This window comes from Microbacterium sp. NPDC056569 (assembly GCF_042793475.1).
GTDB lineage: Bacteria > Actinomycetota > Actinomycetes > Actinomycetales > Microbacteriaceae > Microbacterium.
This window is the reverse complement of record NZ_JBHTUV010000007.1, coordinates 83588-109546: the sequence shown is the minus strand read 5'-3', so window position 1 is coordinate 109546 and position 25959 is coordinate 83588. Positions and strand designations below refer to the sequence as shown.

Genomic DNA, 25959 nt, shown 5'->3' with positions numbered 1-25959 from the left:
CGCTAGCCGCAGATGCTGATGATGGTGTCGGACGCGGTCTCGGCGTCGAAGCCGATGCACGGGTCGAACGTGAAGACGACCAGCGTGCCGAGCACGATGAGGAACGCGGCCGCGAGGCCGAGGGCCCAGACCAGCACGCGACGGGTGCCCGAATGGGTCACGTAGTCGTTGACGATCGTGCGCATGCCGTTCGCGCCGTGGATGAGCGCGAGCCACAGCATCAGGACGTCCCACCACTGCCAGAACGGCGTGGCGTACTTGCCGGCGACGAAGGCGAAATCGATGCCGTGGATGCCCTCGCCGACCATCAGGTTCACGAAGAGGTGGCCGAAGATGAGCACGACGAGCAGCACGCCCGAGGCGCGCATGTAGACCCAGCCCCACTTCTCGAGGTTGGCGCCCCGGCGGCGGACGGCGGCGCGCGGAGCGCGCGGGTCGGCGATGGCGGTCATCAGTGGCCCCCTCCCGGAGCGAAGGCGAGCATGAGGTGGCGCGGGACGAAGCCGAGCATCGTCACGACCCAGAGCCCGAGCACGCCCCACCACAGCTGACGCTGATGGCGCGTCGCCCACGACCACATGTCGACCAGGATGATGCGCAGGCCGTTGTACGCGTGGTACGCGATCGCGCCCACCAGGGCGACCTCGCCCAGGGCCATGATCGGGTTCTTGTACGTGCCGATCACCGCGTCGTACGCCTCGGGCGACACCCGGATGAGCGCCGTGTCGAGGATGTGCACGAGCAGGAAGAAGAAGATGGCGACGCCGGTGATGCGGTGCAGCACCCACGACCACATGCCCTCGTTCCCGCGGTACAGCGTGCCGCGGGGAACTCGGGAGGTGGTCTCGGATACCGACGGTGTGACGCGTGCTGGTGCAGACACGTCCGTCCTCCTTGGATCGAAACACGATGGGGCTGGCCTCGGACAGCGAGGGCGTCCCCCGAAGAGGGCCCGGAACCGTGGGCTTCGGGCCGTCGGCGTCACACGGGCGCTGCGACCATCCTATTCCCGCATTTCGCGGACAGGCGACGAAGGGCACCCTTACGACCCCTCCATCCGGAGGGATCTTCCCGGACGGCAAGAACGTCGTTTGTTTCGGCGATCGGACTAACCTGAGGGGCATGTCAGGACCCATCGACGACTTCTACGCCGTCATCCCCGCCGGCGGCATCGGGAGCCGGCTCTGGCCTCTGTCGCGCGCAGACGCCCCCAAGTTCCTCCACGATCTCACCGGTTCCGGGCACACGCTCCTCCACGACACGTGGGAGCGCCTCGAGCCGCTCGCCGGACCCGATCGCATCGCGGTCGTGACGGGTCGCGCGCACCGCGCGGCCGTCGAGAAGGAGCTGCCCGGCATCGCCGACAAGAACGTGATCCTCGAGTCCGAGCCCCGCGACTCGACGGCTGCCATCGGGCTGGCCGCCGCGATCCTCTCGCGCCGCGAGCCCGACGTGATCATCGGCTCGTTCGCCGCCGACCACGTCATCCGCGTGCCGCAGCTGTTCGAGTGGGCCGTGAACCAGGCGGTCGCGACCGCCCGTGAGGGCTACATCTGCACGATCGGCATCCAGCCCTCCGAGCCGTCCGTCGGCTTCGGCTACATCAAGAAGAGCGACGCGCTCAAGGTGGACGGCGCTCCCGAGGCGGCGCTGGTCGAGAGCTTCGTGGAGAAGCCCGACCTCGAGACGGCCAAGGAGTACTTCGCCGACCGCAACTATCTGTGGAACGCCGGCATGTTCATCTCCCGCGCCGACGTGCTGCTCGGCGAGATCGCCGAGAACGAGCCGCACCTGTATGCGGGACTCATGGACCTCGCCGAGGCGTGGGACGACCGCGAGGAGCGCGGACCGGTCGTGGACCGCGTGTGGCCGACGCTCAAGAAGATCGCGATCGACTACACGGTCGCCGAGCCGGCGGCGGCGAAGGGGCGCCTGGCGGTGATCCCCGGGCACTTCGACTGGGACGACGTCGGGGACTTCGCAAGCCTCGCCAAGCTCAACTCGCACGGCCGCAAGAACGACCTGGCGATCCTCGGCGAGAACGCCCGCATCCTCTCCGACGCCGCCAGCGGCATCGTCGTGAGCCAGACCCGTCGGGTCATCAGCCTCATCGGCGTCCGCGACATCGTGGTGGTCGACACCGAGGATGCGCTGCTGGTCACCACGAGCGAGCACGCTCAGCGCGTGAAGGGCGTCGTCGACGCGCTGAAGCTCAGCGGACGCGGCGAGGTCCTCTGATGGCACGGATTCGGGGGAACGGATGCTGCGGCCCTCGGCATCCGTTTTCCCTGATCCTCTGCTCATCTGAGCGGGATATTGCGTCTTTGTAACCTTTCGCGAACGGGGCCTCGCCGAGCATGCAACCGCGCCGTCACAGTGGGTAACTTTGTGCAGTCCCCGTGAAGGACGCGGGGGAACGTAGTGGAGGCTGAGTTGACCATCTCACGCACCAAGAAGCTCGTCGGCGTCACGGTCGCCGCGGGCATGCTGATCGCCCTCGCAGGCTGCGGCTCCGCCCCTGAGGAGACGGACCCCACCGGAGACGCCGGAGACGTCGTCGAGGGCTTCACCCCCTGCCTCGTGTCGGACGACGGCGGCTTCAACGACAAGTCGTTCAACCAGTCCGCGCTCGAGGGCATGGAGCGCGCCGCCGACGAGCTCGGCGTCGAGGCCATCGAGGTCGAGTCGAGCTCGGCCAACGACTACGCCCCGAACCTCGAGAACCTCATCGCGGAGGGCTGCACGTTCATCGTCTCGGTCGGCTTCAAGCTGTCCGCCGACACGATCACCTCGGCGACCGCGAACCCCGACGTCGACTACGCGATCATCGACGACTGGGCCGACAACACCGGCGCCAAGGACGATGACGGCAACGACATCGGCGACCAGGTCACCGATGCGCCGAACATCAAGCCGCTCATGTTCGACACGGTCCAGGCCGCGTACCTCGGCGGCTACGCCGCGGCCGCGTGGTCGGCGCAGGCCGGCGTCAACAAGGTCGGCACCTTCGGCGGCATCCCGATCCCGCCCGTGACGATCTTCATGGACGGCTTCGTCGACGGCGTCGAGAAGTACAACGAAGACAAGGGCGCCGCGGTCGAGACCTACGGCTGGGACGTCGCCGCGCAGGACGGCTCGTTCACCGGCGGCTTCGCTGCGAACGACACCGCCAAGCAGACCGCGCAGGGCATCCTCGACCAGGGCGTCGACGTGATCCTCCCGGTGGGCGGCCCGATCTACCAGAGCGCGCGCGACGCGATCACCGACGCGGGCAGCGGCACCGTCATGCTCGGCGTCGACTCCGACCTGGCCGTCGTCGACCCGTCGGTCGCCGACATGGTGCTGGTCTCGATCATGAAGCGCATCGACGAGGCCGTCTACCAGGCGACCATCGAGGCGTCGACCGGCGACTTCGACGTCACGCCGTACGTCGGCACGCTCGAGAACGAGGGCGTCGGCCTGTCGGGCTTCGGCTCGTTCGAGTCGCAGCTGCCCGAGGGCCTGACCGACGAGCTCGACGCGCTGCGCGAGCAGATCATCTCGGGCGACCTCGAGGTCACCTCGCCCAGCTCGCCGTAAGGCAGCAGGAACAGCGGGACGCGGCCGGGTGGACGACTCCACCCGGCCGCGTTCTTCCCCGCCGCCACCACATGGATGGCGCCGCGGCCGACAGCATATATAGGGTGCACATATGAAGCTCGAGCTCCGTGGGATCACGAAGCGTTTCGGGTCCCTCGTCGCGAACGACCACATCGATCTCGTGGTCCAGCCGGGTGAGATCCATGCCCTTCTCGGCGAGAACGGCGCCGGCAAGTCCACACTCATGAACGTGCTCTACGGCCTGTACCAGGCCGACGAGGGCGAGATCCTGCTGGACGACGTCGTCCAGCACTTCCGGGGGCCCGGAGACGCGATGAACGCGGGCATCGGCATGGTGCACCAGCACTTCATGCTGATCCCGGTCTTCACCGTCGCAGAGAACGTCATGCTCGGCCACGAGGACACCAAGGCGCTCGGCGCCCTCGACCTCGCCAAGGCCCGCCAGCACGTGCGCGCCGTCGCCGACCGGTTCGGGTTCGAGGTCGACCCCGACGCCGTGGTCGGCGACCTCCCGGTGGGCGTGCAGCAGCGCGTCGAGATCATCAAGGCCCTCTCCCGCGACGCGAAGGTGCTCGTGTTCGACGAGCCCACCGCGGTGCTCACGCCGCAGGAGACCGACGAGCTGATGACGATCATGAAGCAGCTGCGGGACGAGGGCACGTCGATCGTGTTCATCACCCACAAGCTGCGCGAGGTCCGCGCCGTCGCCGACCGCATCACCGTCATCCGGCTCGGCAAGGTCGTCGGCGAGGCGTCGCCGACGGCGTCCAACGCCGAGCTGGCGTCGCTGATGGTCGGTCGCGCGGTCGAGCTGACCGTCCACAAGGACCCGCCGAAGGTCGCCGAGGGCGGGCTCGAAGTGCGCGACCTCCGCGTCGTCACCGCGAGCGGCACCGTCGTCGTGGATGACGTGAGCTTCGACGTGCGCCCGGGCGAGATCGTCGCCGTCGCCGGCGTGCAGGGCAATGGCCAGACCGAGCTCATCGAGGCGATGGTCGGCCTCGCCGATCGCGTGACCGGCTCGATCGAGCTCGGCGGCGTCGAGCTCGTGGGCAGGAGCGTGCGCGGCATCCTCGACGAAGGTGTCGGCTTCGTCCCCGAGGACCGCACCGAGGACGGCCTCGTCGGCACCTTCACGGTCGCCGAGAACCTCATCCTCGACCGGTCGGGCGACAAGGCGTTCGTGTCGGGAGGCACGATCCGCCGCGGCGTGCTCCACGACTTCGCCAAGGCCCGGATCACCGAGTACGACATCCGCACGCAGGGGCCGGATGTGCCTGCCGGAACCCTCTCGGGCGGCAACCAGCAGAAGGTGGTCATCGCCCGCGAGATGAGCCGTGAACTGCGGCTGCTCGTCGCGGCACAGCCGACGCGCGGCGTCGACGTCGGCTCGATCGAGTTCATCCACAAGCGCATCGTCGAGACGCGGGATGCCGGCATCCCGGTCGTCGTCGTCTCCACCGAGCTCGACGAGGTCGCCGCACTCGCCGATCGCATCGCCGTGATGTACCGCGGCGCGATCGTCGGCATCGTCCCCGGCGACACCCCCCGTGACGTTCTCGGCCTCATGATGGCCGGCGAGAAGCCAGAGGAGGCCGTCGCGTGAACGACCAGAACCCCGCCGCGGGCGCGGACCCGCTCAAGGGTCTGCCCGCCGAACAGCTCCCGCCCGTCTCGGGTCCGCTCACGGGTTCGCCCGATCTTCCGGCACCCACCCCGGAGGCGCCCGGCGCGGTGGACGGCGAGGTGCCCCCGCCGCCCCGGCAGAACGTCTTCATCAAGGACCTGCTCCGCAGCAACTGGGTGACCACCGTGCTCGCGATCGTCGTCGCGATGATCGTCGGCGGCATCCTCATGGCCCTCACCGACGAGGACGTCCAGGAGGCGGCGGGCTACTTCTTCGCCCGGCCGGGCGACACCCTCGCCGCGGTGTGGAACGCGGTGTACGGCGGGTACGAGGCCCTCTTCCGCGGGGCCGTGTTCAATCCGCGCGCGAACGACTTCGCGACGCAGATCCGTCCGCTCACCAACACCCTCGGCTTCGCCGCGCCGCTCATCGCCGCAGGCCTCGGTGTGGCGCTCGCCTTCCGCGTGGGCCTGTTCAACATCGGTGGCCGCGGCCAGATCCTCATCGCGTGCGCGACGGCGGCCCTGTTCACGTTCAACCTGAACCTGCCGATGTTCCTGCAGCTGCCCCTGACCCTCGCGGCCGGCATCGCCGGCGGTGCGATCTGGGGTGGCATCGTCGGTGTGCTGAAGGCGCGCACCGGCGCCCACGAGGTCATCCTCACGATCATGCTCAACTACGTCGCGTTCTACCTCGTGACGTGGATGGTGCGCACGCCCGGCATCCTGCAGCGCCCCGCGGGCGACCAGCCGATCTCGGCGGCGACGCCGGCGAACGCGCAGTTCCCCGATCTGCTCGGGCCCCGCTTCCCGCTGCTGGATTGGGGCTTCATCATCGTGATCGCCGCGACGGTGTTCGTGTGGTGGCTCGTCGAGCGCTCCAGCCTCGGCTTCCGTCTGCGTGCCGTCGGCGAGAACCCGCACGCCGCGCGGGCGTCCGGCATCTCGGTGCAGCGCATGTACATCTACGCGATGCTCTTCGCCGGTGGTCTCGCGGGCCTCGCGGGCATGAACCAGATCCAGGGCTCGGTGACCACCGGGTTCGACGGGCTCATCGACGCGGGCATCGGCTTCGACGCGATCACGGTCGCACTGCTCGGCCGCAGCCGCGCGTGGGGCGTGTTCGCGGCCGGCATCCTGTTCGGTGCGCTGAAGGCGGGCTCGTTCACGATGCAGGCGTCGCAGGGCATCCCCGTCGACATCGTCCTCGTCGTCCAGTCGCTGATCGTCCTGTTCATCGCGGCGCCGCCGCTCATCCGCACGATCTTCTTCCTGCCGAAGACCGATGCCGAGAAGGCCGCCAAGGCGAGAGCCAAGGCCGCGAAGAAGGCGGTGTCCGCATGACCGCTTTGGCTCCTGCGCCCGACGGCACGATCCAGCTCGCCACCGTGAAGGTGCGCCATCTCAAGCTGCCGATCACCCTCGCCATCGCCACGGCGCTGCTCGCGCTGCTCTTCCTGTTCGTGCCGCGCAACGGCATCAGCACGTTCCGGCTCAGCGACCCGTCGTCGTCGATCGCGCTGCCGAACCTGAGCGTCCCGACAGCCATCACCTGCTGGATCCTCGTCGGCGTCCTGGTACTGCTCACGCTGTGGGCGTTCTGGGACTCCGCGAACTACCGTTCCACGGGGATCTGGCTTCCGATCGTGTTCGGCCTGCTGGCCGTGTTCGCGTTCCTGGTATGGGCGGCGGCCGGCGGACTCGTGCCCGTCACCGGACTGCTGTTCGGGGCGCTGTCGCTGTCGGTGCCGCTCATCTTCGGTGCACTCGGTGGCGTGATCGGCGAGCGGGTCGGCGTCGTCAACGTCGCGATCGAAGGCCAGTTCCTCTTCGGCGCGTTCAGCGCGGCGCTCCTCGCGAGCATCACGCACAACCCGTTCGTCGGGCTCGTCGGGGCGATGATCGGCGGCGTGCTCGTCGCGTTCGTGCTGGCGGCGTTCTCGATCAAGTACCTCGTCGACCAGGTGATCGTCGGTGTCGTGCTCAACGTTCTCGTGACCGGCCTCACGGGCTTCCTGTACGGCGCGCTGCTCGTGCCGAACGAAGCCGAGCTGAACCGCCCGGTGCGCTTCACCCGCATCGAGATCCCGCTCCTCAGCGAGATCCCCATCATCGGCCCGGTGCTGTTCAACCAGACGTTCATCGTCTACCTCATGTACGCCACGATCGCGCTTGTCGCGTGGGGCCTCTACCGCACTCGCTGGGGGCTGCGTCTGCGCGCCGTCGGCGAGCACCCGCAGGCGGCCGACACGGTGGGCATCAAGGTCAACACCAGCCGGTTCTGGAACGTCTCGCTCGCCGGCGCGATCGCCGGCATCGGCGGTGCGTACTTCACTCTGGTGTCGGTGGGGCAGTTCACCAAGGAGATGACCGCGGGCCTCGGCTTCATCGCCCTCGCGGCCGTGATCTTCGGCCGCTGGGATCCGATCCGCGCGACGCTTGCGGCGCTGCTGTTCGGTTTCGCGACCAACCTGCAGAACCTGCTGACCGTGCTGCGGACGCCCATCCCCAGCGAGTTCATGCTGATGCTGCCGTACGTCGTGACGATCATCGCCGTCGCCGGATTCGCGGGTCAGATACGCGGCCCCGCCGCCGCCGGCAAACCGTACATCAAGGGGTGACGCGTGTCCGCCTCGCACGTGAAAGCCGCCGACCCTCCGGATACGGGCACGGTCGACCGGACGCCGCGGACCCCTGTGAAGCCCGAAATCACCGTGAACGGAGTCCTGTGGTGACCGATATCGACTGGGATGAGCTGCGCGCCGCCGCGACGGACGCGATGCAGCGGGCGTACGCCCCGTACTCGCGCTACAAGGTCGGCGCCGCGGCCCTCGTGACCGACGGGCGCATCGTGACCGGCTGCAACGTGGAGAACGCGTCGTACGGGATCAGCCTGTGCGCCGAGTGCGGGCTCGTGAGCGAGCTGCAGATGTCGGGCGGCGGCGGCCTCGTGGCGTTCGTGTGCGTCAACGGCCACGGCGACACGATCATGCCGTGCGGCCGCTGCCGCCAGCTGCTGTACGAGTTCGCGATCCCCGGCATGCTGCTCGAGACCGTCTCGGGCATCCGGACCATCGACGAGGTGCTGCCGGACGCGTTCGGGCCGCGCGACCTCGAGGAGGCGGCGCGATGAGCGTCCCCACGGTCGGTGAGTCTGTCGAACCGTTCGACGCGGTCGACGTGATCCGCGCCAAGCGCGACGGCGGTGCGGTGCCCGAGCCCGCACTGCGCTGGATGGTCGACGCCTACACGCGCGGCTACGTCGCCGACTCGCAGATGGCCGCCTTCGCGATGGCGGTGCTCCTCAACGGCATGGCCCGCGACGAGATCCGCGTCATGACCGACGCCATGATCGCGTCGGGGGAGCGCATGAGCTTCGCCGGCCTCGGCAGGCCCACGGTCGACAAGCACTCGACGGGCGGCGTCGGCGACAAGATCACGCTGCCCCTCGCCCCGCTCGTGGCGAGCTTCGGTGTCGCGGTGCCGCAGCTGTCGGGCCGCGGACTCGGGCACACCGGCGGCACCCTCGACAAGCTCGAGTCGATCCCGGGGTGGCGCGCCGCGCTGTCCAACGACGAGATGTTCGCGCAGCTGCGCGATGTCGGCGCGGTCATCTGCGCGGCCGGCTCGGGGCTCGCCCCGGCCGACAAGAAGCTCTACGCCCTGCGCGACGTCACCGGCACGGTCGAGGCGATCCCGCTGATCGCGTCGAGCATCATGTCGAAGAAGATCGCCGAGGGCACCGACGCGCTCGTGCTCGACGTCAAGTTCGGCTCCGGTGCGTTCATGCGCGACGTCGACCGGGCGCGCGAGCTCGCGCGCACGATGGTCGCGCTCGGCACTGACTCCGGTGTCTCGACGACGGCCCTGCTCACCGACATGAACACCCCGCTCGGCCTCGCCATCGGCAACGCCAACGAGGTGCGCGAGTCCGTCGAGGTGCTCGCCGGCGGCGGCCCCGCCGACGTCGTCGAGCTCACGGTCGCGCTCGCACGGGAGATGCTCGCGCTCGCGGGTCAGCCCGACGCCGACGTCGAGGCGGCGCTGAACGACGGTCGCGCGATGGACGCCTGGCGCGCGATGATCCTCGCCCAGGACGGGGATCCGGATGCTGCGCTCCCGACCCCGAACGAGACGCACACGGTCAGCGCGACCGAGAGCGGCTACGTCACGGGCATGGAGGCGCTCCCGTTCGGCATCGCCGCCTGGCGCCTGGGTGCCGGACGCGCCCGCGCCCAGGACCCCGTGCTGCACGCCGCGGGCATCGACCTTCACGTGAAGCCCGGCGATCAGGTGACCGCCGGTCAGCCGCTGTTCACCCTGCTCGGCGAGGATGCCACGCGGTTCGACCGCGCCCTCGAAGCACTCGACGGAGCGTGGCAGATCGGCCCCGAGGCACCGGAGCGCGCTCCTCTCGTCCTGGAACGCATCACCGCCTAGGCTGGGGCAGTCCCGCGCCCCACCCGACGCGGCGGCGGGCCGCAGCATCCGTCCACACCATCCCCAACTCGCGATCGCAATCGAGGAGAACCCCATGCCCATCGACCAGCACGGCGACGCCATCCTCGACGGAGTCTCGCTCCGGAGCCTCCCGAAGGTGTCGCTGCACGATCACCTCGACGGCGGCGTGCGCCCCGCGACGATCATCGAGCTGGCCGACGCGATCGGGCTCGAGGTTCCCGAGACCGATCCGGACGACCTCGCGGACTGGTTCGCGGAGAAGAGCGACTCGGGCTCGCTCGTCGAGTACCTGAAGACCTTCGACCTCACCACGGCGGTCATGCAGACCCGCGAGGGGCTCACGCGCGTCGCGCGCGAGTTCGTCGAGGACCTCGCGGCCGACGGCGTGATCTACGGCGAGGTGCGCTGGGCGCCGGAGCAGCACCTCGGTCGCGGGCTTTCGCTCGATGAGGTCGTCGCGGCCGTGCAGGAGGGCATCGAGGAGGGCGAGGACGCGGCCGAGAGCCGTGGCCACGACATCCGTGTCGGGCAGCTCATCACGGCGATGCGCCATGCCGACCGATCGCTCGAGATCGCACGTCTCGCCGTGGACTGGCGCAACCGGGGCGCGGTGGGCTTCGACATCGCCGGCGCCGAGGACGGCTTCCCGGCATCGAACCACCGCGAGGCCTTCGACTATCTGGCGTCCGAGTTCTTCCCGGTCACGGTGCACGCCGGGGAGGCAGCGGGGCTCGACTCGATCCGCTCGGCCCTCATCGACGGACGCGCGCTGCGCCTGGGTCATGGCGTGCGCCTCGCCGAAGACCTCGAGGTCGTGTCGCGTGCCGGCGAAGAGGTGCTCGTGCAGTTCGGCGACCTCGCGCGCTGGGTGCGCGACCGCGAGATCCCGCTCGAGCTGTCGCCCTCTTCGAATCTGCAGACCGGCGCGATCGAGCGCTGGGGGACCACCCTCGAGGACCACCCCTTCGACCTGCTCTACCAGCTCGGCTTCTCGGTGACCGTGAACGTCGACAACCGCACGATGAGCCGCACGTCGCTCACGCGTGAGCTGGCGCTGCTCGCCGAGACCTTCGAGTACGGCCTCGACGACCTCGAGGCCTTCCAGCTCAACGCCGCCGCGGGCGCATTCCTCCCGGTCGAGGAGCGCGAGGAGCTCATCGACCTCATCGCCGACGGCTTCGACGCGTAGCCGGTCTCTTGCCTGGCGCCGAGATCAGGAGATCTGGCGCGGGCAGGGCGATTCACCGCGGATCGTCCTGTGCTCGCCAGACCTCCCGATCCGGGAGACGGATGCTGCGGGCCGTTGATGTGCCGGACGGTCAGGTCTTGACGGATCAGCGGCGGGCGACGCCGGGGTGCGTGGCCAGGTACGCCTCGAACGCCTCGGACGACGTCTTCGACGGCGTGAAGCCGAAGTCGTCCTTCAGGCGTGAGTTCGCGAGCACCGGGCGGTAGCGGAGGAAGCCGACCTGTTCCGGTCCGTGGACGGTGAGGCGCAGCATCCGTCCGATCCGGAGGCCGAAGCCGAGCACGCCGGCGGGTACGGTCACCACCGGCTTGCCGAGGCGCCGGGCGATCTCGGGGACCGTCACACGGCCGTCGCCCGCGACGTTGTAGATGCCGGCGGGGCCGTCCGTGGCGGCGCGCGCCATCGCCGCGGCGACGTCGTCGACCCACACGAAGACGAACGGCGACTCCGAGCCGCGCACGCGCAGCAGCGCCCGGCCGTCCCACAGCGCCGTGATCTGGTTCTGCACGGTCGGCCCGAGGATCGTGCCGATGCGGAACACGACCTGCTCGAGCTCGGGGTGCGCCTCGCGGTATCCGGCGAGCAGCTGCTCCACGAGGCGCTTGTGCTTCGAGTAGGCGAACTCCTCGTTGCCGCGCACCGGATCCGTCTCGCGCAGCCACTCGGGATTGTCGGCGTGGTATCCGTAGGCGGCACCCGACGACGAGACGACGATCCGCTTCACACCGGCTTCGACGCACGCCTCGAGCACGTGGCGCGAGCCGTCGACATCCACGCGGTACTCGAGACCGTGGTCGCGCCCGGGGTTGACGATCGCGGCGAGATGCACGACGACGTCGATCCGGTGGCGGCGCAGCAGCGGCACGAGGCCGTCGGGGCGGGTCACATCGCAGTCGTCGTAGACGATTCCGTCAATGGGATGCTGCGGCCGCCGCACGTCGCCGGCCACGACCAGTTCGACATCCGGGCGGGCCGCGAGCGCCGCAGCGACGTGGGAACCGAGGAAGCCGGATCCGCCGGTGACGAGGACGCGGCGGCTCATGCGACCGGCTCCGCGGGACCCGCCGGGTCGGTCGCCGGGCCTGCCGTGCCCTCGGCCGAGGCGCCGCGCAGGGCGTGGCGCGACGCGTCGCCCTTGGCCGAGCCCGTGCGCTTCTTCGTGTGCCGGGCCCAGAGCGCGGCGACGATGAGCCCGGCGATGATGTCCCAGATGCCCCACCACCCGGCGACGATCGCCATGCCGCCGAGGCCTCCGAAGAACGCGAAGACGAGACCGAGACCGAGTCCGGCGTTGCGGATGCCGACCTCGAACGTCATCGCCTTGCGCTCACGGGTGCCCAGGCCGCCGACGACCGCGGTGCTGTAGCCGATCGCGAGCGCGACGGCGTCGTGGATCGTGACGACGAGCACGATGATGCCGAGGAAGGCGACGAAGTACGCCCAGTTGCCCGCGAGCGCGGCGACGATGAAGCCGACCAGGGCGAGCAGAGAGAACCACTTCACGAACGGCTGCACGCGCTTCGCGAACGCGGGGAAGCGGTGGCGGATGAACAGGCCCAGGGCGAACGGCACGCCGATGATGAGCAGGATGTCCGCGAACATCGTCCACGGGTTGAGCTCGACGGCGACGAGGAGATCGCGCGCGGTCGGATGCAGAGAGCCCCAGAACGCGACCGAGAGCGGCAGCACGAAGATGTAGATGACGTTCGAGACCGCCGTCATCGACACCGAGAGCGCCACGTTCCCGCCCGAGCGATGCGTGAGCACCTGCGAGATGTTTCCGGGCGGGCAGCAGGCGACCAGGATCATGCCCAGCGCCATCGACGGCGTCACCGGCAGGATCAGCGTCAGCGCGAACGTCACGGCGGGCAGCACGATGAGCTGCGCGAGGATCGCGATGACGAACGGCTTCGGCTTGCGCGCGACGACCCTGAAGTCGTCCAGCGTCGTGTCGAGCGCGATGCCGAACATGATCAGCCCGAGCACGACATTGAGGATCACGAGCGTGCCCGGATTGAAGTTGAGCAGGACGTCGTCGGGGTTCATGCCGTCACCTTCTTGCGCGCGGCGCTGCGCGCGTGTCGCGGACCTCGGGGCGCAGCATCCGTCTTCAGCGCCTGCGTGGCGGTGCGGACCGCGCCGCGGTACGCGTCCTTGTTGACGTAGTACGACATGCGCTCGAGGCCGAGGTACTTGTAGCCGCCGGTCAGGTCCGGCCAGGGCTCGCCGGCGACGCGCGCGCGGAAAGCGGCGGCGCGATCGGGGTGGCGCTCGAGCGCCGCGAGGTAGGCGGCGATGAGCTCGGCCTGCTCGTACCGGCCCTGCCAGCCGATTCCGGATGCCTCGATCATGCCCATCACGTAGAGCCCGTTGAACGCCGGGGTGAAGGTGTTGAGGAACAGGCGCGGAGCCATGCCCGACCACTCGAGGGCGGCGCGGTCGACGAACGGGTAGTCGAGCTTGTAGCCCGTCGCGAGCACGACGGTGTCGTACTCACCCGACGACCCGTCGCGGAAGTGCACCGTGCCGCCGTCGAAGCGGTCGACGTCGGCCATGATCCGCAGATCGCCCTGACCGAGGTGGTTGAGGATGAGCGTGTTGACGATCGGGTGCGACTCGTAGATCTTGTAGTCGGGCTTGGGGAACCCGAACCGCACCGGGTCGCCCGTGAACGCGCGGAGCACACGCGTGTCGACGAACTGCTTGAACCGGGCAGGCAGGGGCCTGCCCTGGTTGAGCGTGTCGGAGGGCTTGCCGAACAGGTACCGCGGCACGAAGTAGTAGCCGCGGCGCACGCTCATGTCGACGGAGGCCGCGTGGTGCACGGCGTCGACGGCGATGTCGCAGCCGGAGTTGCCGGCGCCGATGATGAGCACCCGCTTGCCGGTGAGCTGCGTGGCCGCCTTGTAGGCGCTGGTGTGGAGGAGCTCGCCCGTGAACTCGCCGCGGAATGACGGGATGTTCGGCTCGGCGAGGGTGCCGTTCGCGAGGATCACGCCGGCGTAGCGCTGCTCGAGCGTGCCGTCCACGGCGTCGGCGCGCAGCATCCATCCGCCGTCGTCCGTGGGCTCGAGGGACGTGACCTTCGTGTCGAAGCGGAACCGCTCGGCGAGTCCGAAGTGGTCCGCGAAGTCCCGGAAGTACGTGATCAGCTCGCGGTGGCTCGGGTAGTCGGCTGTCGTGCGCATCGGGAACTCGGCGAACTCGGTCGTCGTGCGCGACGAGATGAGATGCGCCGACTCGTAAATCGTCGAACGGGGGTTCTCGATGTCCCACAGCCCGCCGACCCCGCGCGACGCCTCGTAGCCGTCGAACTCGATCCCCGCCTTCTGGAGTGCCCGCGCTGCGGCGAGCCCGGATGGGCCGGCGCCGATGATGGCATAGCGGTGCACGCTCATGCGTCCTTCATTCCGTCTCCACACGTCGTCGTGTCGTCGGCGCGACGGTGCCGACCCCAGGTTCGAGAGCAACCCTAAGCGTTAGTCGGAATTAACCGAAATCCCAGCGTCGCTCACACGAAGACTGCCAGGACGCCCCGCACCAGCACCACCGTCGCTCCCGCCCACGCGATGGCGAGCATCGCCGCGCGGGCGATCCGCGGCGACACGTTGCGCGACAGGACGGTGCCGACCGCGATGCCGGCGATCGTGGCGACCACGAGCGTCCCCACGTCTTCGATCGGAGAGACCGGCAGTCCGCGCAGGGCCACCGAGGCGATGCCGAACGCGAGGAAGATCACCTGCACGCTGGCCGCGAAGCGACGCTGCGGCCACTTGTCGCCCACCGCGTAGGCCGCCAGTGCGGGTCCGGACAGGCCGCTCGCGGCGTTCATGAAGCCGGCTGCCGACCCGGCGACGATCGCACCGGCCCGACCGGACAGCGACGCCGAGAGCACGGGGATGTGGCTCGCGACGAGCGCGAAGTACGCCATGGCCGCGATCAGCAGCAGCAGTGCCGCCTCGGGGAGCAGGTGCACCAGCAGCACGCCGAACGGCGACGCGATGAGCCCCGGCCAGATCAGCCACCAGGTGCGCCGCCACTCGACGTCCTTCCAGACGAACGGGACCGCGGTGCACGCAGCCACGAGCGCCAGCAGCACGGCGATCGTGACCCCTTCGACCGGGCCGTACAGCACGACGATCGGCCCCACGAGCACCAGCACGAACCCGAGCCCGGTGATGCGCTGGATCACCGCCGCGACGAAGGCGGCGATCGCCGCGAGGACGAGCGTGAGCGCCACGCGCTCAGCCCTGCGCCAGGGCGAAGGCCCCGACGAGGTCGGTGAGCCGGTCTCGCATGTCCTCGTCGGAGATCGTGGGCGTGTTGTCGCCCGCCTGGAGGCCGTAATCGCCGAACGAGGAGTGGCTCGCGCCGTCGATCTCATGCATCTCGGCATCCTCGGGGAGGAGGTGCCGTGCGTCCGCGATCTTCTGCGGCGTCGAGAGTCCGTCCTCGCTGCCCGCGACGCTGATCACCGGCAGGCCCGACTCGGAGAGGTCGTTCGAGCAGTACGAGCCGAACAGCGCCAGGCCGTCGGCATCCGTCGCCAGCTGGCAGGCCCGCACACCGCCGAGCGAGTGCCCGCCGACCAGCCACGTGTCGACCTCGGGTGCGAGACCCGTGAAGGCCGAAAGCGGCCGCACGTCGAAGAACGCGAGGTTGAGCCACGGTTTGGTGATGACGACGGTGACGCCGTCCTCGGCCACGAGGCCCGACGCCTTGTACGCGTACGCCCACGGGTCGACCTTGGCTCCCGGGATGTACACCAGTCCCACGTCGGCGGACTCGCCGGCGGGGGACAGGACGATGCCCGCGTCGGTGTCGGTGATCTCGATCGCGGCGTTCGCCCGCACCTCCGCGAGCGGCTCGGGCTCGGCGGCCATCACGCCGACCTGGCTCCAGACGAGGATGCCGGCGACGGCGAGCACGATGAGCGCCCCGATCGATCCCAGGATCCACCACAGGACCCGCAGCCCGCGGCGGCGAGGCTTCGCCGCCGGTTCGGCCGGAGCCTCCGTCGCGGTGTCGGCGTCGGGTCCGGGTTCGGCGTCGCGTGCGGTCACCTCACGAGCGTAGCCCGGCGGGAATCTACCCTTTCGCGCCGCCGAGTTCCGCCTGACGGGCGGCGACGACGGCCTCGACCTTCGCGAAGAGCGGATGCTGCGGCTCGAGGCCCGTGACCGACGCGGTGAACGAGGCGGCATCCTGTTCCCGCAGCATCCGCTGCAGGTCCACGGACTGGGCGTCCTCGGTGTCGTCGAACGCGAGCGCCGCGCCCATCGCGGCGACCAGGGCGTCGACGCCGAGCCCGCGCTCGGCCGCCTCGGCGGCCGGCCCCACGAACCGCTCGTGGCGCGAGAGCTTGCGCAGCGGCTGCCTGCCGACGCGCCACACCGTGTCGGGCAGGGCCCGGTTGCGGAAGCGCCCCAGGATCGTCGCGCGGTAGGCCGCGAGCGAGTCCGCGTCGAGCCCGTGCTTGGCCTCCAGCAGCGCCGAGGTCTCCTCGAGGGCGGCCTCCACGCGGGCGGCGATGTCGGGGTCTGCGAGAGCCCCGGCGATCGCCTCCACCCCGGCCTGCGCACCGAAGTACGCCGTGGCGGCGTGGCCGGTGTTCACCGTGAAGAGCTTGCGCTCGATGTACGGCGCCAGGTCGTCCACGAAGTGGGCGCCCGGGATGTTGGGCGGGTCGTCTCCGAACGGCGTGCGTTCGATCGCCCACTCGAAGAACGGCTCGACCGTGACGTCGACGCCGGCCCCCTCGGGCTGCGCGGGCACGATGCGGTCGACGGCGGTGTTCGCGAAAACTGCGCGGGACGAGAGCGCGTCCCACGCGTCGCCGGCGAGCGCCTTGATCTCGTCGCGGAGCAGGTCGGTGGCGTTGATCGCGTTCTCGCACGCCATGATCTGCAGCGGCGGGCTCGACGGGTCGCGCAGCGCGAGGCCGGCCACGATGTGAGGCGCGACGAACTTCAGGATCGTCGGACCCACCGCCGTGGTGACGACGTTCGCACCCGCGATCTCATCGATGACCCTGTCGGGGTGCTCGGCGCTGTTGATGGCCGTGAAGCCGGTCACCACGGTGTCGCGACCGCCCTCGCCCACCTCGTGCACCGTGTACCGCGAGACGTGGTTGATCGCGTCGACCAGCGGGGCGGCGACGTCCGAGAAGACGACCTGGTAGCCGCCCTCGTGCAGGAGCAGCCCGACGAACCCCCGCCCGATGTTCCCGGCCCCGAAGTGGACGGCCTTCATCACACGCCCGCCGCCGACACCAGGCCGAACAGCTCCTCCGGAGTCTGGGCCTCCTTGAGTCGGGCCACGTCGTCCTCGTCGGAGAACAGGATCGCGATCTGCGACAGGATCTCGAGGTGCTCGTCGCCCTTGCCGGCGATGCCGATGACGAAGCTCACCGGATTGCCGTCCCAGTCGACGCCGCCGTCGTAGCGGACCACCGACAGCGCCGACTCGAGGATCTCGCCCTTGGTCTCGTTGGTGCCGTGGGGGATCGCCAGCTCGTTGCCCATGTACGTCGACACCGTCTGCTCGCGCTGGAGCATCGCGTCGTAGTAGGCGCCGGTGACCGCGCCCGCCGACTGGAGGATGTCGGCCGCCTCCCGCATCGCTTCGTCGCGTGTCGCGCTGCCGGAGTGGATGCGCACCTGTCCGATGCTCAGAACCTCGCGTGCCATGTTCTCGCCTTTCTCGTCATTCGTCTGGGGGTGTCGTCGTCGCGGCTGTCGTCGGAGGAGATACGGATGCCGCGGCCCGCCGCCCGTTCCGAGCAGCGGGGCGCGGCCGTGCCGAGAGCGGTGGGACCGGGGGCTTGTCGCCCGCCCGGCCCCGCCGCGGTCTCAGCTACGCACCATCCTCGTGCTGTGCGCGGACGAGGTCCACGACCTCGTCGTAGCGGGGCGAGTTCATGAAGTTGTCGACCGACACGTGGACCGAGTTCGGCGTCTTGTCCCGCGCCCGGTCGGTGAGCTGGTTCTGCGTGATGACCAGGTCGGCGGAGGGGTCGAGCGCAGCGATCGCCTTGTTGGTCACCGTGACGTCCTCGATGCCCGCCTTCTTGATCTTGTTGCGCAGCACGCTCGCGCCCATGGCCGACGAACCCATGCCCGCGTCGCACGCGAAGACGATGTTCTTGATCTCCCGCTCGGTCACGGTCGCCGGTGCGATGCCGCCGTCCGCCTGAGTGGCGGCGCCGCCGCGCAGACCGTCGAGGTGCGCCGAGGACTTGCCCTTGGCCGCCTCGGTCTGCGTGATGGCCGCACCGAAAGCGTCGTCGGTCGCCGCCATCGCCTCGAGGTCCCGCTTGCGGGACGCGCGAAGGATGACCCACGAGATGAGGAACGTCACCGTGGCCGACAGCAGGACCGACAGGTAGACGACCATCAGGTTCGGGACGCCACCTGCGGAGGGATTCACCGCCTGTGCCGTGACCGCGATGATGCTTCCCGGAGCAGCAGGGCCCGCGAGCGCGCCACTGAGAAGCATGTTCGTGGTGACACCCGTCATGCCGCCCGCGATGAGCGCGAGGATGAGGATCGGCTTCATGAGCGCGTACGGGAAGTACACCTCGTGGATGCCGCCGACGAACTGGATCACCGCGGCGCCCGGCGCCGACGCGCGCGCAGCGCCGATGCCGAAGAAGGTGAACGCGAGGAGCAGCCCCACACCGGGGCCGGGGTTCGCCTCGAGCAGGAACAGGATCGATCGGCCATCCTCGGCGACCTCCTGCAGACCCAGCGGTGTGAGGACGCCGTGGTTGATCGCGTTGTTCAGGAAGAACACCTTCGCCGGCTCGATCAGGATGCTCGTCAACGGCAGGAGATTGGCCTGGACGAGCCAGTTCACAGCGTTGCCGAGGATCTCCATGAGACCGTTCACGAGCCATGCGATCGGGTAGAACCCGACGACCGCCATCACGAAGCCCCAGATGCCCGCCGAGAACATGTTGACGAGCATCTCGAAGCCTGCCCTGATCTTGCCCTCCCAGAGGCTGTCGAGCCACTTCATCGTGTAGGCCGCGAGCGGCGCCATGATCATCGCGCCGATGAACATGTGCACGTAGCCGAGGGTCTTGGCGTCGGGGTCGGCGGCGAGAAGCGCGGCGTTGAAGTTGTCGACGATCAGGTCCGACCCGACGATCGCGCCCATCACGCCGATCGATGCGACGACGCCACCGCGGATGCCGTACACGATGCTGCCGCCCGTGTAGGCGATCAGAATCGGCAGCAGGTAGTGGATGAACGGGAAGACGATCGTCGCGAGGTCGGCGTTGGGTGTCCACCCCACGTCGATGAAGAACGCCGTGACGATGCCCCACGCGATCAGCGCGGGGATGTTCGGCATGATCATGCCGGACAGGAACGTGCCGAAGCGCTGGACTCCGACCCGTGCCCTGCTGGTGCCCGATGCGGGCACTGACGCCGTTGTCATTTCACTGTCTCCCTTGTGTGTGGGTTCCGGGCCGCGGGGCGGCCTATCGGGTGGCCGCTCGCTGGGCAGCGGACCGGGCGGATGCCGCGTCGTTCGCGGCGAGGGCGGCCGAGGCGATGTCGCGCGCCTGGGCGATGGTGTGCTGGAGAAGGGTGGCGCGCACGTCGGCGAGGGCCGTGGGCGCCATGGACAGGCTCGTGGCGCCGAGGCCCACGAGCACGACGGCGAGCAGGGGATCTGCCGCCGCCTCGCCGCAGATGCCGACCGGCTTGCCGTTCGCGGCGCCGGCGTCGCCGACCTCGCGGATCAGGCGCAGCACCGCAGGGTGCCACGGGTCCTGGAACGACGCGACCGACCCGAGGAGGCGGTCTGCGGCGAGCGTGTACTGCGTGAGGTCGTTGGTTCCGATGGACGCGAAGTCCGCGTCGACCAGGATGCGGTCGGCGAGCAGCGCCGACGACGGCACCTCCACCATGACACCGGCGGTCTTGATGCCGTAATCGCGCGCGAGGGCGGTGAAGTAGTCCGTCTCCTCGACCGTGGCGATCATCGGCGCCATGACCCACAGGTCGGCGCTGGTGGCGGCATCCGCTTCGGCGAGTGCCGTGAGCTGCTCGCGAAGGATGTCTTCGCTCGCCCGCAGCGCGCGGATGCCCCGGAGCCCGAGCGCGGGGTTCTCCTCGTGTGCGTCGTTCAGGAACGCGAGCGGCTTGTCGGCGCCGGCGTCCAGGACGCGCACGACGACCTTCTTGCCCGGGAAGGCGGCGAGGAGCTTGGTGTACGCCTCGCGCTGCTGTTCGACGGTGGGCGCCTGGTTGGAGCTCAGGAACAGGAACTCCGTCCGGAACAGGCCCACGCCCTCGGCACCCAGCGCGACCGCGTCGGTGGCGCCCTCCGGGTTGCCGAGGTTCGCCAGCAGCGGCACCTTGGTGCCGTCTGCGAGGGCTCCGTCGGTGATCGGCGCCGACGCCTGAGCGGCGCGCGCGTCGGCGCGGTTCTGCGCCCGCTCGAGCTCGTCGGCGGTGGGGTCCGTCGTCACGACGCCGGCGGCGGCATCCACGATCACCGTCTCGCCGTCGCGCAGTCCCGTGGCTGAGGTCGCACCCACGATCGCGACGATCGACTTCTCCCGCGCGAGGATCGCGGTGTGCGAGGTGGGGCCGCCCTCGGTGGTGACGAGCGCGAGCACCTTGTCGAGGTCGAGGAGCGCCGTGTCGGCCGGCGCGAGATCCTTCGCGACGAGCACGAACGGATGCCCGGGGTCCGGGACGCCCGGAGCAGGCACGCCGCGCAGGCGCGCGATCACCCGCTGTGCCACGTCGTCGAGGTCGGCGGCGCGCTCGCCGAGGTAGCCGCCCATCGCCGTGAGCTGGTCGCGGAACGACGCGAACGCGTCGAACACCGCGAACTCACCGGTCTTGCCCTGCGCGAGCCGCGCGCCGATCTCGTCCGCGAGGGTCGGGTCCTCGGCCATCATGGCCTGCGCCTCGAGCACCTCCTGCGCCGCGCCGCCGGCCTGCGCCCCGCGGGCCTCGAGCTCGCGGGCGACGGCGGCGACGGCATCCGTCACGCGCGCCTTCTCCTCGTCGGCGCTGATCGTGCTCGGCGCGTCGGACGGAGCCGGCGCGGGCTCGGCCATGCGCGCGACGGGTCCCTGGGCGACACCCAGGCCGATTCCCACTCCTCGCAGCTCGGTCATGTTCAGGCCTCCGCGTCGTGGTCGGTGGTGAGCAGCTCCGCGAGCGTGTCGAGGGTCGACTCGGCGTTGTCGCCGTCCGCCGTGAGGGTCACGTAGTCGCCCTGCTCGACGCCGAGCGCGATCACGCCGAGGATGCTGGCCGCGTTGACGGGACCGCCCGCGTCCTTCGCGATCGTGATCGGGATGCCGGCATCCTTCGCGGCCTGCGCGAACAGCTTCGCCGGACGCGCGTGCAGGCCGTGCGCCGATCCGATCCGGACGGTGCGGGAGATGGGTGGCATGTCGTGACCTCTCTGTCTGGTCTTGGTTCGGTGTTCAGGGCTGCTCGACTGTCACGAATCGCCGCTCTCGGAGGCGGATCGTGACAGGGGAGGAGAAGTCGGTGCGGGGTCCTGCGGAGGCGCCGCGTCCGCGGCCGGGAGCGGCCCCCCGGGGCTCCCGATCGCGGCGCGGACCAGTTCGAGCGTGCGTGTCCCGTCCCGGTCTCCGAAGATGTCGGGCGGCAGCAGCACCACGGTCGTGCCTCGCGCGGCCGCATCCCGTTCGATGCGATCCAGCGCATGGAGCAAGTGCGGACCCACGAGCACGACGTCGGCGGCATCGAGATCGATGGGCAGCGACTGCTCGGTGCCGGCGAAGGCGGAATAGTCGAGTCCCTGCGCGTGGGCCGCGTGACGCACGCGCTGAGCGACGAAGGTGCTCGAGGCACCCGCTCCGCAGACCACCAGGATCCTCATCGATCCGCCTCCTCTTCCGGCCATTCTTGTGAGAACGCTGGGAGGGGACAACCACTCCTTCTTCCGCAGGGGCGGAAACGCGGAAGCGACCCGTGGCCTCGAGCACCGGCACGCGTGGTTGACTGGGCGTGTGACCCGGGCCCGGCAAGATCGTGTGCTCGGACTGCTCCTGCGCGACGGCGACTGGGTCACGGCATCCGCTCTCGCCGACGCGCTGGGGGTGACCCCGCGCAGCATCCGCTCCTACGTCACCGCCGCCAATGCGCGGGTGGCGCCGGGCATCGCGGTCGAGTCGGGCCCGCAGGGCTACCGCGCCGGGCCGGATGCCGCGGCCGCGCTGCGGGCGGGCGGCGACGCCGGCACTCCCCGCGATCGGCTGCACACGCTGGTGCGCGCGCTGCTCGACGCCCCTGACGGGATCGACGTGTTCGAGACCGCCGATGCGCTGCATGTCTCGCCCGCCACCCTCGACGCCGACCTCGCCCGTGTCCGCGGGCTGCTGGGCGGCACCGAGCTCACCCTCGAGCGGTCGGCGTCGCGGGCGCGGCTGCGCGGCACCGAGGGCGCGCAGCGGCGTCTCCTCAGCAAGCTCGCCCACGACGAGATGGATGCCGGATCCTTCGATCTCGCCGCCCTCCGGCGGACGCTCGGCGAGGGGTCGGTCGGCGCCCAGGCGTTCGGCCCGTTCAAGACCGAGCTCGTGGTGCGGCTGGGCCAATTGGGCTGGTTCGTCAACGAGATCGGCATCGCCGACGTCGTGATGCACATCGCGATCGCCGCCGACCGCACCTCGCGCGACCGTCCGCTGGACGCCGTCGGCGGCGGCTCCGCCGTGCGGGAGCGGCCCACGCAGACCCAGGTGGCCGAGATCATCGCGGAGCTCTCCGCGCGGCATCTGGGCGTGCAGCTGGGCAGCGCCGATCTGCAGCACCTCGCGACCCTCGTGCTCACGCGCGTCGTCGCCCCCGACGGGCACGAGGACGCGGCATCCGGAACCGCCCCCTCGACGCTGGACCCCGAGGTCGAGGCCGCCGTCCGCGAGGTCGTGACCGCCGCCGCCGACGAGTTCCTCGTCGACATCGCGCACGACGACTTCGTGTCGCGCCTCGCCCTTCACGTGCAGAACCTGCTGCACCGGGCTCGCGAGCAGGCGTGGTCGCGCAACCCGCTCACGCGCTCGCTCAAGTCGACGTACCCGATGATCTTCGAGGTGGCGGTGTTCATCGCGAGCCGTCTGCAGCAGCGGCTCGGCATCCCGCTGCCCGACGATGAGATCGCCTACATCGCGATGCACGTCGGCGGCCGGCTCGAACGCAGCCGGCGCGCCGACCAGCTCCTCACGGCGACCATCGTGTGCCCCGGCTACTACGACCTGCACGAGCTGCTGCGATCCAGCGTCGACCGCTCGCTCGGCCAGGCGATCGAGGTCGTGGGCGTCGAGACCCGCGTCGATCCTGACTGGGGTGCGATCGACACGGACCTCGTCCTCACGACGATCGACCCGCCCACCACGAACGACCGGATCGTGCGCATCCAGCCGTTCCTCACCGACTCCGATGTCGAGCGCGTGCAGGCCGCGGCGGGCCGCATCCGGCGCTCGCGCCGCCTCGCGCGGCTGCGCGCCGAGCTCGAGCGCTACTTCGAGCCGTCCGCCTTCCTCCGCGGCCTCGACGAGGCTGCCGGCGAAGAGGGCGTGATCCGCGCGCTGGGCGCCCTGCTGCAGGCCCGCGGCGTCATCGACGCCGAGTACGTCGAGCGCACGATCGAGCGCGAGCGCCTGTCGTCGACGGCGTTCACCGACGCGCTGGCGGTGCCGCACGCGCTCGAGATGACGGCATCCCGCACCGCGATCGCGATCGGGATCGCCGAGCCGTCGATCCCCTGGGGCGACGGCCGCGTGCAGGTCGTGGCGCTGGTCGCGTTCTCCGAGAGCGACCGCGAGGCCTTCCAGACCGTGTTCGAGCAGTTCGTCGAGGTGTTCAGCGAGCGCGACAGCGTGCAGCGCATCGTCCGCCGCGGCATCGACTTCAACGCCTTCCTCGACGAGCTCGTCGCCGTGATCGACGGCTGAGCCCGCAGCATCCGTCGGCTCGTCTCCAGCTTCTCTGCCGGGTCTGGGGCGCGTGACGAACGGTTGGGGCGCCCGCCGCGCGCCCCAACCGTACGGCACGTGCCCCAAACCTGGGGGACAACGTCAGCGCGGCGGACGGATACTGAAGGCTTCGAGCCGCGTTCGCAGGTCGGCGGCCGTCGCGATGTGCGGCCACCCCCACCGCGCGTAGTGGCGCTGAGTGGTCCCGCGGATCCAGTCCTCCCGCTGCTTCTCCTCGTCGAAGACCTGCGACGACGTGCGGCCGTCGAGAATCTTCCCGTCGACGTACTTGATCGCTCCGTCGAACTCGCCGAAGGCGTTGGCCTCGTCCAGACCGAAGTCGACGTAGTACGGATGGATGCCTCGCCCGGGCACCGCAACCTGCAGCTCGATGACACGGAAGCCGATCCCGCGGAGCCGGATGCGGCTGATGCTCTCGCCCGGCAGTTGTGCGCGCCCGTCGGCGAATTCGACGACGCGACGAGCGCGCGTGAGGCCATGAGCTGATCGGCTCGCGATCACGAGCACCTCCTGCCGGAACCGCGCCGCACCGTCGAAGTCGTACTCGTCCGGGGCGGTGACGAACTGCTGGCGGAGCGCGGCGTCGGCGACAGTGACAGCCTGCTCGAAGGAGGCGGTTCGGGCGACGTCTGCGACAGTGCGCGTGAGCGAGGTGACCTGCAGTCCGTCGATCTCGACGACCTCGCCGTCCGTGAGGTCACCACGGTGGCGGATCACACCGGCGGCAGCACCGGGCCGAGCTTCTGGCGCGATGATGTGCACCCGGTTTCGATCCGCGCGATAGAGCGGAAGCCCGTGCGCAGCGGCCGCCGTTTCGTGGGAGACCACGGGCTGCGTGGGGGAGCTGAGCGCGAGGGCGTGGGCACGGGCGATGACGCGAGCCTCCGGCTTGGCGGCGTTCCACGCCGCCGTTTCCACGTAGACGCCGACGCGCAGTCGCATGAGTTCACCGGCGGTGACCGCTGCGGTGAGCCGGCGGGGTGTCGTTCCGTCGAGAAGCTCGTCCCGCCTGAGAAGTGTGAGGGTGGCCATGGCGGCGAGTCTCCGACGATTCGACCGTGGGCGTGGCGCTCGAACCGGAAGGTGTGGACAAGACCACCCTGTGGAGGAGGGGCCGCCTGTGCTCGCAGCATCCGTCTCCCGCGCTCTGTCGGGTTCGGGGCGCGCAGCGACCGTTCGGGGCGTTCGCGGTGCGCCCCAGTTGCACGGGCCGCGCCCCAAACCCCGAGGGCCGGGATCGGACACCGAAACCCTGGTCGCTGTGACGGGGCCTCGGGGTGGCAGACTCCGTCCCGCGCATCACGGGTTTGGGGCGCATGAGGAACGATTGGGGCGAACACGCTGCGCCCCAGCTGCACGCGGCGCGCCCCAAACGACGCCGGGCGGGAGACGGATGCTGCGCACCCGCGTCAGCCGCGGGCGAGACGCTCTGTCAGGTCGAGGCGCACGGCGGGCCATTCGGCTGGGAGGATCGAGAAGACCACGGTGTCGCGGAGGGTCCCGTCGGGCCCGAGGCGGTGGTTGCGCAGCACGCCGTCCTGCTTGGCGCCGAGGCGGGCGATCGCGGCGCGGGACTGGCGGTTGTGCCAGTGCGTGCGGAACTCGACCGCGATGGCGTCGCACGACTCGAACGCGTGGGCGAGCAGCAGCAGCTTCGACGCGGTGTTCACGGCGGTGCGCTGCGCCTCGAGCGCGATCCAGGTGTGCCCGATCTCGACGTGACGGTTGGGCTGGTCGATGTTGCAGAACGTCGTCTCGCCCACGACCCTGCCGGTGTCGAGCCGGCGCACCGCCCACGGGTTCATGTGCCCCTCGTCGCGCCACTTCAGCCGCTGTGCGATGTCGGCCGCGATGCCCTCGGGGCGCGGCACCGACGTGTACCAGGTGTGCTCGAGGCCCGCCGCCGCGGCCGCGAGATCCGCCTCGTGCTCGACCGTGAGGGGTTCGAGGCGCACATACGCGTTCTCGAGGGTGACAGGCGAGGTGAGCAGCATGGTCCGAGCCTACGGCGGGACGCGCATCCCCTCGACGC

General features: G+C 70.1%; 24 protein-coding genes. 9 read left to right on the top strand and 15 right to left on the bottom strand.

The genetic code is table 11. The features are described 5' to 3' along the window. Window positions 1-2: 2 nt before the first annotated feature. A complete protein-coding gene (locus tag ACFQ7C_RS09990; protein WP_378899872.1) occupies window positions 3-452 on the bottom strand; it encodes a succinate dehydrogenase hydrophobic membrane anchor subunit in 450 nt (149 codons plus the stop codon). Continuing rightward, entirely contained in the window at window positions 452-883 is a 432-nt protein-coding gene (gene sdhC, locus ACFQ7C_RS09985) for a succinate dehydrogenase, cytochrome b556 subunit (RefSeq protein ID WP_378899869.1), read from the bottom strand. Before sdhC ends, ACFQ7C_RS09990 begins: the two co-directional genes overlap by 1 nt. 239 nt (window positions 884-1122) lie before the next feature. Between sdhC and ACFQ7C_RS09980 the strand changes: the two genes are divergently transcribed. The 8 genes from ACFQ7C_RS09980 to ACFQ7C_RS09945 all read left to right on the top strand — a co-directional run bounded on the left by ACFQ7C_RS09980 (window position 1123) and on the right by ACFQ7C_RS09945 (window position 10876). Further along, entirely contained in the window at window positions 1123-2238 is a 1116-nt protein-coding gene (locus tag ACFQ7C_RS09980) for a mannose-1-phosphate guanylyltransferase (protein ID WP_378899866.1), read from the top strand. 195 nt (window positions 2239-2433) lie between these two features. Continuing rightward, window positions 2434-3579, top strand: a complete 1146-nt coding sequence (locus ACFQ7C_RS09975) for a BMP family protein (RefSeq protein ID WP_378899864.1) — start codon at window positions 2434-2436, stop codon at window positions 3577-3579. Window positions 3580-3691: 112 nt separating this feature from the next. Beyond that, complete coding sequence (locus ACFQ7C_RS09970; protein ID WP_378899861.1) at window positions 3692-5206, top strand: ABC transporter ATP-binding protein; 1515 nt, start codon at window positions 3692-3694, stop codon at window positions 5204-5206. Further along, window positions 5203-6570, top strand: a complete 1368-nt coding sequence (locus ACFQ7C_RS09965; RefSeq protein ID WP_378899858.1) for an ABC transporter permease — start codon at window positions 5203-5205, stop codon at window positions 6568-6570. The genes ACFQ7C_RS09970 and ACFQ7C_RS09965 overlap by 4 nt, the downstream gene beginning before the upstream one ends. Further along, complete coding sequence (locus ACFQ7C_RS09960; RefSeq protein ID WP_378899855.1) at window positions 6567-7847, top strand: ABC transporter permease; 1281 nt, start codon at window positions 6567-6569, stop codon at window positions 7845-7847. The genes ACFQ7C_RS09965 and ACFQ7C_RS09960 overlap by 4 nt, the downstream gene beginning before the upstream one ends. A 110-nt stretch (window positions 7848-7957) precedes the next feature. After that, the gene (locus tag ACFQ7C_RS09955) at window positions 7958-8359 is read left to right on the top strand and encodes a cytidine deaminase (RefSeq protein WP_378899852.1); all 402 of its coding nucleotides are present in this window, start codon (window positions 7958-7960) and stop codon (window positions 8357-8359) included. Continuing rightward, window positions 8356-9666 (top strand): thymidine phosphorylase, encoded by a 1311-nt coding sequence (locus ACFQ7C_RS09950; protein ID WP_378899849.1) that lies wholly within the window; start codon window positions 8356-8358, stop codon window positions 9664-9666. The genes ACFQ7C_RS09955 and ACFQ7C_RS09950 overlap by 4 nt, the downstream gene beginning before the upstream one ends. Before the next feature lie 94 nt (window positions 9667-9760). After that, window positions 9761-10876 (top strand): adenosine deaminase, encoded by a 1116-nt coding sequence (locus ACFQ7C_RS09945; protein ID WP_378899846.1) that lies wholly within the window; start codon window positions 9761-9763, stop codon window positions 10874-10876. Between the two features lie 145 nt (window positions 10877-11021). Here the strand turns inward: ACFQ7C_RS09945 and ACFQ7C_RS09940 are convergent, their stop codons facing one another. The 11 genes from ACFQ7C_RS09940 to ACFQ7C_RS09890 all read right to left on the bottom strand — a co-directional run bounded on the left by ACFQ7C_RS09940 (window position 11022) and on the right by ACFQ7C_RS09890 (window position 21814). After that, window positions 11022-11978: an SDR family oxidoreductase gene (locus tag ACFQ7C_RS09940; protein WP_378899843.1), complete on the bottom strand. Its 957-nt coding sequence runs from the start codon at window positions 11976-11978 to the stop codon at window positions 11022-11024. Continuing rightward, window positions 11975-12982: a bile acid:sodium symporter family protein gene (locus ACFQ7C_RS09935; protein WP_378899840.1), complete on the bottom strand. Its 1008-nt coding sequence runs from the start codon at window positions 12980-12982 to the stop codon at window positions 11975-11977. Before ACFQ7C_RS09935 ends, ACFQ7C_RS09940 begins: the two co-directional genes overlap by 4 nt. Further along, complete coding sequence (locus ACFQ7C_RS09930) at window positions 12979-14334, bottom strand: flavin-containing monooxygenase (protein WP_378899837.1); 1356 nt, start codon at window positions 14332-14334, stop codon at window positions 12979-12981. Before ACFQ7C_RS09930 ends, ACFQ7C_RS09935 begins: the two co-directional genes overlap by 4 nt. Before the next feature lie 113 nt (window positions 14335-14447). Then, window positions 14448-15176, bottom strand: a complete 729-nt coding sequence (locus ACFQ7C_RS09925) for a TSUP family transporter (RefSeq protein WP_378899834.1) — start codon at window positions 15174-15176, stop codon at window positions 14448-14450. A gap of 4 nt (window positions 15177-15180) precedes the next feature. Continuing rightward, window positions 15181-15999, bottom strand: coding sequence for an alpha/beta hydrolase (locus ACFQ7C_RS09920; protein ID WP_378899831.1), 819 nt, complete (start codon window positions 15997-15999; stop codon window positions 15181-15183). Between the two features lie 25 nt (window positions 16000-16024). Continuing rightward, entirely contained in the window at window positions 16025-17188 is a 1164-nt protein-coding gene (locus ACFQ7C_RS09915) for a mannitol-1-phosphate 5-dehydrogenase (protein WP_378899828.1), read from the bottom strand. Next, on the bottom strand, window positions 17188-17625 hold the full coding sequence (locus tag ACFQ7C_RS09910; protein WP_378899825.1) for a PTS sugar transporter subunit IIA: 438 nt from the start codon (window positions 17623-17625) through the stop codon (window positions 17188-17190). The genes ACFQ7C_RS09915 and ACFQ7C_RS09910 overlap by 1 nt, the downstream gene beginning before the upstream one ends. Window positions 17626-17791: 166 nt before the next feature. Continuing rightward, complete coding sequence (locus tag ACFQ7C_RS09905; RefSeq protein WP_378899822.1) at window positions 17792-19378, bottom strand: PTS mannitol transporter subunit IICB; 1587 nt, start codon at window positions 19376-19378, stop codon at window positions 17792-17794. Between the two features lie 43 nt (window positions 19379-19421). Continuing rightward, window positions 19422-21077, bottom strand: coding sequence for a phosphoenolpyruvate--protein phosphotransferase (gene ptsP, locus ACFQ7C_RS09900; protein ID WP_378899819.1), 1656 nt, complete (start codon window positions 21075-21077; stop codon window positions 19422-19424). 2 nt (window positions 21078-21079) lie between these two features. Beyond that, window positions 21080-21358 carry an HPr family phosphocarrier protein gene (locus tag ACFQ7C_RS09895; protein ID WP_378899816.1) on the bottom strand — a complete coding sequence of 93 codons (279 nt, stop codon included), beginning with the start codon at window positions 21356-21358 and terminating at the stop codon, window positions 21080-21082. A gap of 51 nt (window positions 21359-21409) precedes the next feature. Continuing rightward, the gene (locus ACFQ7C_RS09890) at window positions 21410-21814 is read right to left on the bottom strand and encodes a PTS sugar transporter subunit IIB (RefSeq protein WP_378899813.1); all 405 of its coding nucleotides are present in this window, start codon (window positions 21812-21814) and stop codon (window positions 21410-21412) included. A 130-nt stretch (window positions 21815-21944) separates the two neighbouring features. Here ACFQ7C_RS09890 and ACFQ7C_RS09885 point away from each other — a divergent pair, with 130 nt between their 5' ends. Next, window positions 21945-23885 (top strand): BglG family transcription antiterminator, encoded by a 1941-nt coding sequence (locus tag ACFQ7C_RS09885; RefSeq protein WP_378899810.1) that lies wholly within the window; start codon window positions 21945-21947, stop codon window positions 23883-23885. 123 nt (window positions 23886-24008) lie between these two features. On the opposite strand, the gene ACFQ7C_RS09880 is transcribed toward ACFQ7C_RS09885, so the two are convergent. Beyond that, a complete protein-coding gene (locus tag ACFQ7C_RS09880) occupies window positions 24009-24959 on the bottom strand; it encodes a hypothetical protein (RefSeq protein ID WP_378899807.1) in 951 nt (316 codons plus the stop codon). A gap of 377 nt (window positions 24960-25336) precedes the next feature. Beyond that, the gene (locus ACFQ7C_RS09875; RefSeq protein WP_378899804.1) at window positions 25337-25921 is read right to left on the bottom strand and encodes a GNAT family N-acetyltransferase; all 585 of its coding nucleotides are present in this window, start codon (window positions 25919-25921) and stop codon (window positions 25337-25339) included. Window positions 25922-25959 lie beyond the last annotated feature (38 nt).